General features: G+C 39.4%; 14 protein-coding genes, 1 tRNA gene and 2 pseudogenes. 9 read left to right on the top strand and 8 right to left on the bottom strand.

What is annotated here, in order from left to right; translation table 11 throughout:
* Positions 1-209: pseudogene (locus tag CR194_RS07190) on the top strand (hypothetical protein); the annotation flags it as partial.
* Between the two features lie 337 nt (positions 210-546).
* A complete protein-coding gene (locus CR194_RS07185; protein ID WP_233254270.1) occupies positions 547-1,944 on the top strand; it encodes an MFS transporter in 1,398 nt (465 codons plus the stop codon).
* A gap of 427 nt (positions 1,945-2,371) precedes the next feature.
* Here the strand turns inward: CR194_RS07185 and CR194_RS20400 are convergent, their stop codons facing one another.
* Both CR194_RS20400 and CR194_RS07180 read right to left on the bottom strand, forming a co-directional pair.
* Entirely contained in the window at positions 2,372-2,512 is a 141-nt protein-coding gene (locus CR194_RS20400; RefSeq protein ID WP_199228129.1) for a hypothetical protein, read from the bottom strand.
* A 27-nt stretch (positions 2,513-2,539) separates the two neighbouring features.
* Complete coding sequence (locus tag CR194_RS07180) at positions 2,540-2,800, bottom strand: hypothetical protein (protein WP_110608917.1); 261 nt, start codon at positions 2,798-2,800, stop codon at positions 2,540-2,542.
* A gap of 201 nt (positions 2,801-3,001) precedes the next feature.
* Here CR194_RS07180 and CR194_RS07175 point away from each other — a divergent pair, with 201 nt between their 5' ends.
* Entirely contained in the window at positions 3,002-3,547 is a 546-nt protein-coding gene (locus CR194_RS07175) for a histidine phosphatase family protein (RefSeq protein ID WP_110608916.1), read from the top strand.
* A gap of 166 nt (positions 3,548-3,713) precedes the next feature.
* On the opposite strand, the gene CR194_RS07170 is transcribed toward CR194_RS07175, so the two are convergent.
* On the bottom strand, positions 3,714-4,862 hold the full coding sequence (locus CR194_RS07170) for a YheC/YheD family endospore coat-associated protein (RefSeq protein WP_158282198.1): 1,149 nt from the start codon (positions 4,860-4,862) through the stop codon (positions 3,714-3,716).
* 52 nt (positions 4,863-4,914) lie between these two features.
* Here CR194_RS07170 and CR194_RS07165 point away from each other — a divergent pair, with 52 nt between their 5' ends.
* The gene (locus CR194_RS07165; RefSeq protein ID WP_110608914.1) at positions 4,915-5,829 is read left to right on the top strand and encodes a YncE family protein; all 915 of its coding nucleotides are present in this window, start codon (positions 4,915-4,917) and stop codon (positions 5,827-5,829) included.
* A gap of 399 nt (positions 5,830-6,228) precedes the next feature.
* Here CR194_RS07165 and CR194_RS20245 read toward each other — a convergent pair.
* Positions 6,229-6,325: transfer RNA gene (locus CR194_RS20245), tRNA-Sec, on the bottom strand.
* Between the two features lie 238 nt (positions 6,326-6,563).
* Here CR194_RS20245 and selB point away from each other — a divergent pair.
* Positions 6,564-8,462 carry a selenocysteine-specific translation elongation factor gene (gene selB, locus CR194_RS07160; RefSeq protein ID WP_110608913.1) on the top strand — a complete coding sequence of 633 codons (1,899 nt, stop codon included), beginning with the start codon at positions 6,564-6,566 and terminating at the stop codon, positions 8,460-8,462.
* Positions 8,463-8,624: 162 nt separating this feature from the next.
* Positions 8,625-8,717 (top strand): putative holin-like toxin, encoded by a 93-nt coding sequence (locus tag CR194_RS20510; RefSeq protein ID WP_233254254.1) that lies wholly within the window; start codon positions 8,625-8,627, stop codon positions 8,715-8,717.
* A gap of 219 nt (positions 8,718-8,936) precedes the next feature.
* Here the strand turns inward: CR194_RS20510 and CR194_RS07155 are convergent, their stop codons facing one another.
* Positions 8,937-9,449 carry a YsnF/AvaK domain-containing protein gene (locus CR194_RS07155; RefSeq protein WP_110608912.1) on the bottom strand — a complete coding sequence of 171 codons (513 nt, stop codon included), beginning with the start codon at positions 9,447-9,449 and terminating at the stop codon, positions 8,937-8,939.
* A 90-nt stretch (positions 9,450-9,539) separates the two neighbouring features.
* Positions 9,540-10,028, bottom strand: a complete 489-nt coding sequence (locus CR194_RS07150) for a YsnF/AvaK domain-containing protein (protein ID WP_110608911.1) — start codon at positions 10,026-10,028, stop codon at positions 9,540-9,542.
* A 216-nt stretch (positions 10,029-10,244) separates the two neighbouring features.
* On the opposite strand from CR194_RS07150, the gene CR194_RS07145 reads away from it, so the two are divergent.
* A complete protein-coding gene (locus tag CR194_RS07145) occupies positions 10,245-10,637 on the top strand; it encodes a hypothetical protein (RefSeq protein WP_110608910.1) in 393 nt (130 codons plus the stop codon).
* Positions 10,638-10,710: 73 nt separating this feature from the next.
* Here the strand turns inward: CR194_RS07145 and CR194_RS07140 are convergent, their stop codons facing one another.
* Entirely contained in the window at positions 10,711-11,583 is an 873-nt protein-coding gene (locus CR194_RS07140; RefSeq protein ID WP_158282197.1) for a LysR family transcriptional regulator, read from the bottom strand.
* Positions 11,584-11,704: 121 nt separating this feature from the next.
* A complete protein-coding gene (gene selD / locus CR194_RS07135) occupies positions 11,705-12,769 on the bottom strand; it encodes a selenide, water dikinase SelD (RefSeq protein ID WP_110608908.1) in 1,065 nt (354 codons plus the stop codon).
* A gap of 177 nt (positions 12,770-12,946) precedes the next feature.
* Between selD and CR194_RS07130 the strand changes: the two are divergent.
* Together CR194_RS07130 and CR194_RS20240 are read left to right on the top strand one after the other, a co-directional pair.
* Positions 12,947-13,147 (top strand): annotated as a pseudogene (locus CR194_RS07130) (Rdx family protein); the annotation flags it as partial.
* Between the two features lie 245 nt (positions 13,148-13,392).
* Complete coding sequence (locus tag CR194_RS20240; protein ID WP_158282196.1) at positions 13,393-13,530, top strand: hypothetical protein; 138 nt, start codon at positions 13,393-13,395, stop codon at positions 13,528-13,530.
* The last annotated feature ends 145 nt before the right edge of the window (positions 13,531-13,675 follow it).

Below are 13,675 nucleotides of genomic sequence, written 5' to 3'. Positions count from 1 at the left end.
AAGACACAGGCACCCGCGTGAACGAAGCGAGAACAGAACAAGCTCTTGCTACCTCTTCAAGCGTAATCGGCAGTGCTTGTCCATACTGTCTCACGATGTTAAGCGATGGAACAAAAGCGAAAGAAGTAGAAGAAAACGTTCAGACACTTGATGTTGTTGAAATTCTGGAAAGATCATTTGTGAGAAAAAAGGAAGCTACAGCAGTGTAAAGTAAAGGGCCCCGAAAAAACGGGAGACTCTGCGGAAGAAGCAATTGCTAGATCCCCGTCGTGCAGAGCTAAGCGCATTTATATTAATTCAATTGCACCTGCAATTTCCTAGAAAGATGACTAAGTCCATGAAGTCGTCTCACATATTCCCGCTTAAACGAATTGGAGACAAAAATATGTTAAAATGGGCAGCGTTATACCTCGGATCAACTGCAAGTGATTTTGTTACTGGGTCATACAAGTGTCGTCGTTGTTGGTTCTCACTTATAAATGTGTAACCAGAGTTAAAACGGAAAGAACTGAATTATAAAGGAAAGAGGTCATAACGTTGCAAACCGTGCGATCAAAAAGAGGGAAAGAAATTAAGCCCACATTAAAAAACGAAAATTTATTTTTTGGCGCACTGTTTTTAAACGTATTAATTACTGTCATGAATACAACGATGTTTAATGTTGCCATACCATCGATTACTACGCAGTTTAACTTAACGGCAACATTGGCATCTTGGGTGGTAACAAGTTATTCTGTTGTCTTTGCGATAGGAACAGTGATGTATGGCAGGCTAACAGGTTTGTATCCAATTAAAAGGTTGTTCACAATTGGTTTAATTTTACTAGGGATTGGCTCAACCATTGGTATATTGGCAGATTCCTATTATTTATTAATAGTTGCCAGATTAATACAGGCAGCAGGGACATCATCAATCAGTGCATTAGGTATGATAGTAATTACCCGCTATATTCCAGAGGGAAGGAAAGGAGCAGCTATGGGGAAGGTAGCTGCTGCTTCCACATTAGGATTCGGTTTGGGGCCTCTTGTCGGTGGTCTACTTACTGAATACTTCGGTTGGAGATTTTTATTTGTTGTCAGTCTTATCGGTGTCTTAATGATTCCTTTTTACCGTATGAATGTCCCCAATGAGGAGCGACCTAAAGAACACTTTGACTTTAATGGATTATTTTATTTATGCATTGGTGCTATTTCTCTTTTACTTTTTATCACAACTGAGAATGTAGTCTTTCTTCTGGGAATTGGCTTTCTTTTGATATTTTGGTATCATATTCAAAATACTCAACAACCATTTATCGCACCGAGTTTAATGAAATCAAAAACATACTTAACCATTATAGCTATAGGATTTTTAATCTTTTTTATTAATTTTTCAATTTTGTTTATTAGTCCATTGTTGTTAGCAAGTGTACACGAAGCATCCGTGGCTAGAATTGGATTTATCATTTTTCCTGGAGCGATCTGCTCCGCACTTTTATCGATATTAATTGGCAAATTGCTTGATCGCATCGGTGTGATTCCTATCATTGGCGGAGGAATATTATTGATGTTTCTTGCTGTATTTCTGTTTTCGAGCTACAGCTATCTTTCTGAATGGACAATTCTTTTTTTCTATCTTCTCTCGAGCTTAAGCTTTGCTTGTATAACAATGGGACTACCGAACTTTCTATCTAATTCATTAAAACCAGACCAATTCCCTTCAGGGTTTGGAATCCTGCAATTGTTACAGTTTTTCGGTGGAGCCACGGGTGTATCTGTTTCCGGGAAAATACTGGATATGGGAACAAGAGAATCACTTCAAATTAATTTCATTTGGAAAAGTAGTAATTATGTATACAGCAATGCGTATTTTTTATTAATGATTTTAGCACTCATTGCGGGTATCGTATTTTATTTTTTAAAAAAACATGAAAGTAGGAGCACTCTTCTATCGAAGGAAATGTGACTGTGGAAAAGAGAATTTTTGCTGGCCTTGCGGAGATTAGTTTAATAATCATGATTTAATAATATTAAAGGGTGCTCAATATTTTAATTTAGGCTTTTTATGTTTTAGAAAGGGTAAGAAACACTTTCAATTCAATTTTTTTAAAGGATGTAATTTATAAGAATTAATTTTACAAAGAGGTGCTTATCTATAATTACTTATTAATCAAATGTAATATGATGAAATTCAATTCAGGATATTATGGTAAGAGTTAAAATTATAACAATAGATGGTACTCAAACACTTGGAATAATGATATAAATATTACGGAAACAACAAGAATTTTGGATGAGGGGCAGACCTTTATCTCATAACTATTTGATCCCTTCCCTGACCTGATCCCCAGTGTTTTAAAGTACCAGGGGCCAGCGATCTTTACTTCAATATATTAACTAAAAGGATATAACCTTTGTAAATCTTTTATAAACTCTGGATGAATTTCACTTTCAGGACGAATTTCTTTCATTAATTGAATGCCTTTCTCTATTGAATCAACTATGTTGAATTCTAATAATACTCCTAATGCCACACTTCCAGTGCGGCTTTTACCACCTTTTCAATGAAGGACTACTTGTTTGTCCCCCTTATAAAATTGTATTACTTCAGTTACTGCTTCTTTAAGGAGCTTTGTTTGGTTAGGTTCTCCGTCGATTAAAGGGACATTCCTATAGATAACGTTACCTGGAATAGTATCTTCTTTTGCCTCTGCTCGTAAATCTACAATAGCCTTTACATTTTCATTCTTTATCACATCATTAACCGCAGGTAAACCACAAACAAATATGCCATTTATCAATGTTTGATAATCAATATTCATTTTCTCCCTCCAATAATATATAATTTTCTCTTTACTTTAAATAAACCAATTCCATTTTGCAAATATGTACACTGTTCTCTTTCATAAACTTTTTAAAACTGTAAAGGTTTTAATTATTTCCTGTTCGTTTTTGTTATTAGTCCATGTTGAATAACATACATTGACAGTAAACTTTATGTTACATGGAAGGAGAAGACTGCCTTGAATAGATCATTACTAAGTTCTCTTAGAGAAGGTGGATTGATATTCTATGCAAGGCATGGGGAAGCGACTGTAGGCATGGATTTACCCTCTTTCCATTATCAAAACTGCTTAGCCCAAAGAAATCTTTCTGAAGAGGGACGTAGGCAGGCTATTTACTATGGAAAAATTCTTCGCGCCCTACAAATACCTATTCAATCCCCTGTTTCGACTAGTCCATTCTGTAGGACAATAGAAACTGCACAGTTAGCATTTGGAAGTGGTAACGTTATAGTTGATCCTTTTTTGGCTGATTTATATAGGTTAAGTGGGGATTTATCTAGTAGAGATAGACAAAGAATCTTGGATAATCTTCAGGCTATGTTGGAAAAAAATCCAGAAGGAGGAGGCAATAAAGTTATTGTTGCTCATAGTTTCCCAGTAGGAGTTGGTCTAGGTCAAATACCTGATATGGGAACTGTGATTGTAAGGCCCAAAGGAGAAGGACACGGTTATGAAGTGATTAGTCAACTATCTCTAGAAGATTTTAGTATATTATGTAGTTAGTAAGAAAGTCTCTTTACCAGAAAAACATAGTTGAATCGTATTATATAGGGTAAACAAGAAAGTAGAAATAACAGTACATATAACTCTTAGGTGCCTGACCTTCATTATTTTAAAGCACTGGGGGTCAGGCACCTTTACTACGTTTGAGAGAAATGAAGAAGAAGCTTCATTGATGAGACAAGTAATAAGCATATTCCAATGGCTTTTTATAAACGGGTTCTATGTCAATACTGTCTTTATCTACTAAGAGATGATACATTGATTTTTGGATTTTTCCGTTTACTTCGATGATCCAGATGCTGCCGCTTTCATCTATGGCTAGGTCAATTCCTGTTTCGCCAAGCAACCCTGTCTTCGCCTCAAGGGCTTGACTTGCTGTAATACAAATTTGGTGAATTTCCTCAATGACGGAATTTCTCACTGTCGGGTCACAAAATAAAGTGCTGAGGACTTTGTTCATCTCTACTATTTTTTCACTGCAGTTTGTAATAAAAAAGCTGTAAAAAGCGATTCGACTGATGCCGTTTGTAATCCCCCAGTCGCCATTTCTATTCTTTTGCACGAGCATTCTTATATCCACAAACTTTCCATCCGCCTTTGCAAAATTAATTTTCTCCTGAATCAAATATTTCCTCTCGTTGGTAATTTCAACGATTTTTTCTGAAAAGGACTGCTCATCACGGTAGGTGTACCTTGGTTTTAACGTGTTCTGATAGATCTTATACTCGTTGTAATCTGTGACCTCCAGTAAATAGATGTGTTTTCCCTGGTAGCCGTAACACGGCTTTAAGATCAAATGCTTGTTTTTCCTCAGCTGTTTCATTAATTCTTCCGGATCATATAAACGTGTGCCCGGCAGGTGTTTTTTCAGGCTCGTTTCGGTAAGAAGCTTGTAGACCTTCCATTTATTAAAATACGTAATGCAGTTAAAGCATTTTTTTTCGCCAATATATTTTTCCAGGCGCTGAATGGTTTTCCCCTGTTTCCGGTAACAGCGGTTATATACCCCATCCGGGAACGGAAAATTCTTCGTTATCCACTCACTTTTTTCAAAGCTTCCACCGGAAATTCTCTTCTTCTTCCAGTCGATATCCTTTGGAGTGAACGAAAAGAGCTCAATATTTAAATCCCATTTAAAACGGTCATATTTTTTCAAAAGTTTTCTCCGCTGATTCCTCTTCAGAACCATAATACCGATTAGCGGTATCTTTTCCATGCGGGCATCACCTGCCTCTCCATTACTGAGTTCGTATATTATATGAAGGGGAAGGGGAAGTCGTATGGGGCAGAGAACATAAACATTTGCCGGGTTCAAAAACACCGTATTCATCATCTCTTATAGTAAGGACAAAAAGGAGCTGAGCATAATGGGGTTTACTGGAGTAACTGCCCGGGCGTATGTCACAAACCTTGGCAGCGGTGATGTTTACGTGTTCAATACATCAAATAATGCGCTCATTGGCATCATTGACGTTGACGATGGGCCATATGGCGCAGCGGTCACACCAGATGGCTTAAGGGTGTATGTGACAACGATTGTAAATGGCACTGTCAATGTGATCAGTACAGCCACAAACACCGTCATTGACACTATATTAATCGGCTTTTTTCCCGGCGAGCTGGTTATTACACCTGATGGCACACGAGCTTACGCCGTATTGATTGGGGAAGATGCTGTGGCTGTAATTGATACAGAAACAAACACTGTAATTGAAAAAATAGAGGTCAGGGACGGTCCATATAGTATAGCGGTCACTCCCGACGGCACACGAATATATGTTTCACATTTTGGCGACGATTTTGTTTCCGTGATCGATACAGATACAAATACTGTCGTTGACAGTGTTACGGTTGGTACCTTCCCGACTGGTATAGCGATCACACCTGACGGCACGCGCGCTTACGTCATAAACGGTGGGGATGAAAATGTATCGGTGATCCAGCTTGACGACAATACGGTTTCAGGCCCCACGATACCGGTGGGATTTGATCCAAGGCAGATTGTAATTACGCCTGATGGAACGCGGGCGTATGTGACAAATTTCAGAGACGATACGGTAACTGTGATCGATACTGTAAACGATCTGGCTATAGACACGATACCAGTTTTAGACGGACCATTGGGCGTGGCCGTCGCACCGGATGGAACACGTGTATATATAACCAATGCAAACGCAGATTCCGTTTCGGTCATAAGAACAGCTGACAATACTGTGATTGATACAACGGGGGTGGGGGATGACCCTAATTTCGTTGCCATCAGTCCACCGATATTGGAGTGACTTTTGGTGCCTGGAGTTACTTGAAATTTGTGAAAGGTCAAAAGTGATAATTGCAAGTGGCTGACCCCTGGGTCCAGTGAATTAAAAAAGTCTAAATATAATATTTCGTTGTAGAAGTCAGTAAAATTGTTAATAGACATACATTTACCGTCTGAGCCGAAGTGGTCTATAACTTTAGATTTTCAGCCTCGTCAGGAGGTTAAGTGTTTAGCTCTGGAGTGTGGCTGTGGGGGACTAAAATAGTTCATAAAAAATACCTTCTACAAATTTATTGTAGAAGGTAGATCTGTAACGGTACTCCCCAGTGGTCTCATTTAATAGCTCCAAAAGGTTTATAGTTATTTCAATTTAAAGACCTTTGGGGATAGCTTGTATAGTTTCACTTAAAAAGTAAGTATTTGGCGGGACCGTGTGGGAATCGAACCCACCGGAGACGGCACGCGCCTCCCTGAAGGTTTTGAAGACCTCGGCAAGCACCAGCTACACATCCGGCCCCATGAATGTGATATTTGCTTAAATGAGTAAATGTTTTTGACCAACAAAAGATATTATATCACGAGAACGAACCCGTTGCCTATACATAGAGCCGAAGATTTTCGGGAGTGGGTTAGCTTTGTCAGAAAAACTCTCCTGATTTCCCTAATGACGCGTCAGTTTACGATATCTTCAATCGTGATATGTTAAAATAAAAGAAGATAAGAGTGCATTATGTTAGGGAAATTGGAGGGGACAAGATGTCAAAACGATTTTATACCATTGGTATGGCAGGACATATTGATCATGGGAAAACGACATTAACTAAAGCGTTGACAAATATAGATACAGATAGATTAAAGGAAGAAAAAGAGCGGGCCATTTCCATTGAGTTAGGCTATGCTCCTTTGACATTAGATGATGAGTCACAAGTGTCGGTCATCGACGTCCCAGGACATGAAAAGTTTATTAGGCAAATGATTGCGGGAGTGGCGGGGATCGATTTAGTTCTTCTCGTCGTGGCTGCAGATGAAGGTGTCATGCCTCAAACGGTGGAGCACTTAGACATTTTGAATCTGCTTGGAATTCATCAAGGACTAATTGTTGTCACAAAAATGGATCAAGTGGAAGAAGAAATGATTGAACTCATTGAAGCAGACATTTCAGATCAAGTTGAAGGGACATTTTTTGAAGGGTCTGAGTTAGTCTTTGTCGATAGTCTTTCACAAAAAGGCATCCCCGAACTGCGTGAAATCATTAAGCAAAAACTATCGACAATTCCGGTGCGAGATGCCAAAGGGGCGTTTCGACTGCCTATAGACCAAGTATTTTCCGTTCACGGCCAGGGCACAGTAGTTAGAGGTACGGTGTATGAAGGGGAAGTACGTGAAGGAGACACATTGGAAATTCTTCCACAACAAAAGAAGGTTCGTGCGAGGCAGCTTCAAGTTCACCATGAACCACAGAAATCAGGCCGAGCAGGCCAGCGTGTTGCAGTGAACTTGGGCGGGATATCGAAACATGAATTAAATCGCGGAGATGTGCTTGTTTCAACGCAACATTACAGCACGACGAATACTATTGATATTTCCTTGGACACGGTAGATCAATTAAAATACCCTGTGAAACAACGAGGCTATATCAAATTACATATTGGAACTGCAGAGGTTTACGGAAAGATCGTTTTCTTCGATCGAAATGAGTTATCAGAAGATAAGAACGTCCTCTGCCAACTTCGACTAGATGACCCTGTTGTAACAAAACGGGGCGACCGCTTTATTTTACGCAGACCATCTCCAATGGAAACGATTGGCGGCGGGGTGGTGATTGATCCTCAAGGGGAGAAATATAAATTCGGTGAAGCGACGATCGAAAAGTTGCAGCGTAAAAAAGAAGGTTCTCCAGAAGAACGACTGATGGACTTATTGAAACTTAAAAAGGCATTGTCCAAAAAAGAAGTATGTGCAGAATTGTCACTGTCTGACGATGATTTCAATGAATTCGTTAACCCCCTTTTGGAAGAAGGAACTCTCCTTCGTTTTGGCAACCATTACTTATTAGCGAAGACTTATGAAGAAATGCTTGAAATCATCGAAGAGGAATTACTCACGTATCACAACGAATTTCCATTAAGAGACGGCATGGAGTTAGCTCAATTAAAGCAAGATTTAAATCCATACGGGAAAGAGATAGCCTCATCAGTCATTGATCAAGCAATTACCGACGGTCGTATGAAAAAAAGAGGCTCCGCTGTCGCTTCGACCACATTTGAGCCGGGATATCCTAAACAGTGGGAGAAACGAATGAAGCAAGTGGAGGAAACACTAATGGATCAACAGTTAGAAGTCGAACCCTTCAGTGTCATTTTGGAGCGTGCAGGGCTTCCTGATCAATGGGCGCAAGAGTTAAAACATTTCCTCGTTCGTCAGCAATGGATGAAGGAATTAGATGAAAAGCATCTAGTATCGGCTAAGTCATTTACCAAAGCGTTAAGTGACTTGTATGACCAGACAGGAGAGCGATTTACTCTACAAGAAGCAAAGCAAACGTTAGGTTTGACTCGCAAGTACTTAGTGCCTTTAATGGAATTGGTCGACAAAAGCGGCTACACAAAACGAGAGGACCAGGAGCGTGTTTGGGTCAAAGAACCAGGGAAGTAATTGAGAACGAGTGGGATAAGCTTAATTTTTCCAGGGAAGAGGTGGAGTAAAAAGTATAACTCGCTTCCAAAATTTATCGTCTTTTCTAGTAAAACTGGTATAATGTAAGAGTAATTGTTCATGAACTCATAGGGGTTGGCTTCATCTCCGTGAAAGGGGGTGATGCCTATGGTTACATTTGCAGAGACGTTAACGTTAATGATCTCTTTTGGGATGTTAATTGTTGCCGTTCTGGCATTTAACCATAAAAAATAAGCCCCTCTGAGTTAACGGCTCAGTAGATCAAGGGCTTATTTTATGGTCACCATCTACGCCAATCCCCTTTGAAGGGAACTGAACGATTACAGACCGTTAGTGTTACAGCACTAGCGGTCTTTTCTTAGTATTATTATACACTGGTTTTGTTAATTTAATCAACGATTTGTTGACATGATAGCAAAGAGGAAAAATGACCCTGACGAGAAGCGTTTAAATTTATAGCGGGGTGTCTTCTTCTATTATAGAGGCATCTCCTTCCGTATCAACGTCTATCTCTTCTTTTTTTATCGTTTCAGTTACTTGTTCCACGTCGTGGACTTGACGTTTAGAGAGGGTCACTTCATTCACTTTTACCGGCTGTTTGTTTATTTCTATCTGTTCTTCTTTTAAAGGAATTCTGTATTCTTCTTCATCGCCCGCTTCAACGACTAATTCTTGACGTTTAACAGGAATAGTAAATGTTTTATCTTCCTCTACGACTTCTTTATGAACATTTACTTCACCTGTTTGAATACGATTTTTTCTTATGTCTAATTGTTCTTCTTTTAATTGAATCTTCTCCTCATTAGCCTCAGTTATATCTCCATTAGAGGTATTTCTTTTCGTTGTGAATGTATAACTCATTCCTCCAACAGCGGCTCCTAGAACGGCCCCACCTGAAATTGGAACATTCATGAGCCAACCAATGACAGCACCTATGATCGCTCCGATGATCAAATATTTAGCCATATGTCCTCCTTAAAGGCTGCTTTAAAAGTATCGAATGGAAAAAGAGGGTGACTAAAGGGTTGAGGCACCTTTATGTCACCCTCAAATAACCTATCTTCTATCAATAGTTGTATCACCTTTCGCTTCAACGTCTACCTCTCCGTTTACATCGATATCTGCAACTTCTTTGTGGATGGTATCTCTGACTTGTTCGGTTTCTTCAACAGACCGCTTTTGGGCAGTAACTTCACCAGTAACGACCGTATGCTTATCGGTTTCTACGGCCTCGGCAGTAACCGGGATGTGGACCTCTTCCTCTTCCGTGATCGGTTCATTTGTAGGTTGATGATTGATTTCTCTTTGCTCAATGACGACTTGATCATGTGAAACGGGAACATTTACCGTTTGTTCTTCCTCAATGACATCTTTGTGAAGAGTCACATTACCCGTTTCATTGCGATGTTTGTCAATATCCAGTTCTTCTTCGCGAAGGTCGAGGTGCGCCGCCTCGTCCGCAAATTCTGTATCTGCCTCTTGATCACCTTGACGCCTCTCTTTACGCGTCTCTTCTTTTCCATAAAACCAGTCAAAAAAGCCCATAGCGAAATCCCCCTAAGAATTGAATTTAAAAAGGTGTACAGCCATTATCATTCCCTTTGTAAAGAGAGATATCCTTGGAAGAAAATTCTGTGTGAATCAATTTCCCAAAGGACATATAAATGAGATGGCGTTCATTATAGAAATGGAGAACATTTATGTAGAAAATATGGTATAAATAAAGCGAGAGACATGATGAATGGTCAGGTGGTGAAATCCATGGATCAACAAAAAAAGCAAACGACAGATCATGATAAGCTTGTTCGAGAATGGTTTCAAACTAAAAATGTAGAAGTTACTTTATCTGTTCCTGTAAAAATAGGGAAAATAAAAAAAGGTTCTTTTTATGCCGTTTTTTCAGATATCTATTTATATTTGTTCGAAGTGATTGATGACCGGGACGTGAACCTTTTAGAAAAGCATCCATGGGAAGATTTTGAACATGTGATGATGAATCCTTCTTGGTTCAAGCTGCGCGTCATGTTGGACCAAACCGTTGATCTTTCTTTTTCTAAAAATCAAGACCGGGTGATGAATTTCTTGACTAAAAAGCAGGAATTGAAAACATGGGAATTCGAACGGAATTGGTGGAGCAGAATGTTAGGAAAGTAAGCCAAAAAAATAAAACCAGCATATAAAAAATACCTCTACTCATTGTCCACTGAATAGGGGTATTTTTGTTACGCTATGATCGATTTTTCCGAAAGTTTCGACAAATATTTTCTAGAGCTTTAATGACCGGATCATTGGCCTGTTTCTTCCGATAAATAAATGAAAATTTCCGAGAGGGAGTAAATTCATGGATCACTTGGACTCTTTTATCTTCAACCGCTTTATGTACAGATAAATACGACATAACTGAAAAACCAAGTCCGTTTTCTACAAAGGCCAGCACCGCTCCTGAGTCTTGCACAGTAGCGACTGGCTTCAAGTCTTTGATGTTTTCTTTTGTGAGCAAACTTTCCATTTCTTTTCTCGTGGCACTATTTTTCTCGCGAGAAACGAACGGCATCTGACAAATGGTCTTGATATCAGTATCTTTATCCCATTGAGGTGGTGCGATGAGAACGAGCCGGTCATTATAAATGGGGAGACTGGCTAACGTTTCTGGAACCTCTTCAGTTCCTACGAAGCCTACATCACATGTTCCTTTTGAAACAAGATCTATAATCGACATCGTGCCACCAGTCTGGATATGATAAAAAAGGTCTGAATACGTTTCGCTTACATGCTTAAGAAAGGATGGAAGTAAATGGGTGATAGGAACAGTACTAGCACCTATTTTAACAAGACCTGACACTTTCTCTTCTGCAAGCTTTACTTCAGCCTCTAAGCTATCTAGGTCTTTTAATACTTTTTTTCCACGATCGTACATGATCTGTCCAGCTCTAGTTAAGGAGAATTGGTCTCTTTGGAGAAGGGTAGTACCGACTTCGCTTTCTAACAGTTTTAATTGTTGACTGACGGCCGGTTGACTCATACCTAATTTTTTTGCAGTCAAGGAAAAACTTTGCGTTTCCATCAGGGTAATAAACGTTTCCATGCGTTTTAGGTTCATGGGGGAGACTCCTTGTATAAAATAATTGAAGAAAAAGACCGCAATGAAGCGATCTTTTTTATTTTGGCTACCTAGATTTAACAGCTGGGTTGGCTTCATATCAGATAAAGCTAATCGTGTTTTATTTCAAGACGTAAATAGATTTCTCTTTTTTCTCTGTGACTCTTCCAATAATTTCAGCACTAAAAGGAGATTTTTCCTTCATTTCACTTACGTATCTGTCTGCTTCTTCCTCAGGCAGGCTAATCAGAAGTCCTCCACTAGTGATTGAATCACAAAGGATGAGTTGGTCGTGCTTTTTTAGCGATTGATCGTACTGGATATTGTCGTCCAACCATTTATGATTATCTCTTGCTCCACCGGGGATCACACCATTCTTAGCATGATTCACAGTTCCGTCAATCAGTGGGATATTCTTATAGTCAATTTCGAAACTAACATCGCTACCATTAGACATCTCATATCCATGACCGAGTAATCCAAACCCTGTTACATCAGTTACGGCATGGGGATGATAGTTCTTGAGAACTTCAGCGGCCACTTTATTCAAGGTAGCCATCGTTGTTGTTGCTGTTTCTTCTTCTTCTTTAGAAGCTTTTCCAAATTTTATTGCTGTAGTAAGGATACCAACACCTAAAGGTTTCGTTAAGATTAATTGATCTCCTGGCTTCGCACCAACATTTTTGAATATTTTGTTTGGATGAACGACACCCGTACAGCTTAATCCGAATTTAGGCTCTTGATCGTCGATGGAGTGACCTCCAGCAATGACCGCTCCTGATTCTTTAACTTTATCAGCAGCCCCTTTTAAAATCTTCGCAAGCATATCGTGTGGAAGCTTTTTAATTGGGAATCCAACAATATTTAATACCGTCTTTGGTTCACCACCCATGGCATACACATCACTCAATGCGTTAGCTGCGGCGATTTGTCCGAACATATATGGATCGTCGACGATAGGCGTGAAATAATCGACCGTTTGCACTAATGCAATATCGTCTGTTAATTGATACACACCGCCATCATCTGAAGTGTCAAGCCCGACGAGGAGTCGCTCGTCTTGATCTTTTGAAGGTAAATGACGCAAAACTTGCGCCAGGTCGTCAGGACCAATTTTGCATCCTCATCCTGCTTTTTTGGTCATTTGCGTTAACCTTTTTTCTGAAGAAAATAGATTTTTTACCATGTTCTGAGCCACCTCCTTTTTTCTAGTTCTCATTATAAACCTTTTTATTGACCTCCGACAAATGATCTTTTAAAATGAGTTCAAATCAACAAAAATTCACAAAACTTTCACAAAGGAGTTTTTCCAATGAAATTAAAGGTTACAGTAGAATTTTGCATGCAGTGAAACTACGCCCCTAAAGCTGCGAGTTTCGCAGAGGACGCGTTTGAGGATTTAAGAACAGACATCGAATCAATGGAGCTAATCCCAAGTTCGGGTGGAGCTTTTGAAATTTCAGTGAATGGAAAGAAGATATACTCCAAGTGGGAAACAGACCAATTCCCTGATCATAAGGAAGTCATTAATCAATTAGAATCCATCAAGAATTACGGGAGTTAATCGAATAATAGCGAGCGCAACAACAGTAAGAAGGAGCGCCACAGATCGAGTGGAGAGCGCAACATAAATAAGAAAGAACGCCACAAATCGAGTAGCAAACACTACAAAAGAAGAAGAGCGCCACAAAGCGAAGGAGAACTAGGCTCTTTTCAGTGGCGCTTATAATTGGTTTTCAACTTGTCCTACTTTTTGTATAATAAGAATTGGGAGTTAATAAATGCATCGATGAAAGGGGAGAGGGAAACATGGTGAAAATCTTTATTAAATGGCTAAGTGTCGGGATCGGCATTGGAGTTGCTATTTATGCTGCCGGATTTGCGAAGGATTACAGGGAACAGCAAGAAATTGCCCGCGAAAGAGAAACGTTTGGTAAAGGGGAATAAATATTACATATTAGCACATATATGTAAGCGTTTTGAGTTATGATCGTCACAACTAAAATTTTATATGCATGCAAATTGAAAAAGGTGGTCTCTAAAGACCACCTTTTTCTCGAGTGAATTTGTGTTTCTTCTAGGGTAAAGTCGA

The sequence above is a fragment of the Salipaludibacillus keqinensis genome, from assembly GCF_003226325.1.
Classification (GTDB): Bacteria; Bacillota; Bacilli; order Bacillales; family Salisediminibacteriaceae; genus Salipaludibacillus; species Salipaludibacillus keqinensis.
The sequence above is the reverse complement of the archived record's forward strand: the minus strand, read 5'-3'. Positions and strand labels throughout refer to the sequence as shown.

What these genes read in the sequence shown, in the direction of transcription:
- CR194_RS07165 (WP_110608914.1), top strand. Translation starts at nt 4,915, where the DNA reads ATGGGGTTTACTGGAGTAACTGCCCGGGCGTATGTCACAAACCTTGGC.
- CR194_RS07155 (WP_110608912.1), bottom strand. Translation starts at nt 9,449, where the DNA reads ATGGCTAAATATTTGATCATCGGAGCGATCATAGGTGCTGTCATTGGT.
- selB (WP_110608913.1), top strand. Translation starts at nt 6,564, where the DNA reads ATGTCAAAACGATTTTATACCATTGGTATGGCAGGACATATTGATCAT.
- CR194_RS20240 (WP_158282196.1), top strand. Translation starts at nt 13,393, where the DNA reads ATGGTGAAAATCTTTATTAAATGGCTAAGTGTCGGGATCGGCATTGGA.
- CR194_RS20510 (WP_233254254.1), top strand. Translation starts at nt 8,625, where the DNA reads ATGCCTATGGTTACATTTGCAGAGACGTTAACGTTAATGATCTCTTTT.
- CR194_RS07150 (WP_110608911.1), bottom strand. Translation starts at nt 10,028, where the DNA reads ATGGGCTTTTTTGACTGGTTTTATGGAAAAGAAGAGACGCGTAAAGAG.
- CR194_RS07140 (WP_158282197.1), bottom strand. Translation starts at nt 11,583, where the DNA reads ATGAACCTAAAACGCATGGAAACGTTTATTACCCTGATGGAAACGCAA.
- CR194_RS07145 (WP_110608910.1), top strand. Translation starts at nt 10,245, where the DNA reads ATGGATCAACAAAAAAAGCAAACGACAGATCATGATAAGCTTGTTCGA.
- CR194_RS07180 (WP_110608917.1), bottom strand. Translation starts at nt 2,800, where the DNA reads ATGAATATTGATTATCAAACATTGATAAATGGCATATTTGTTTGTGGT.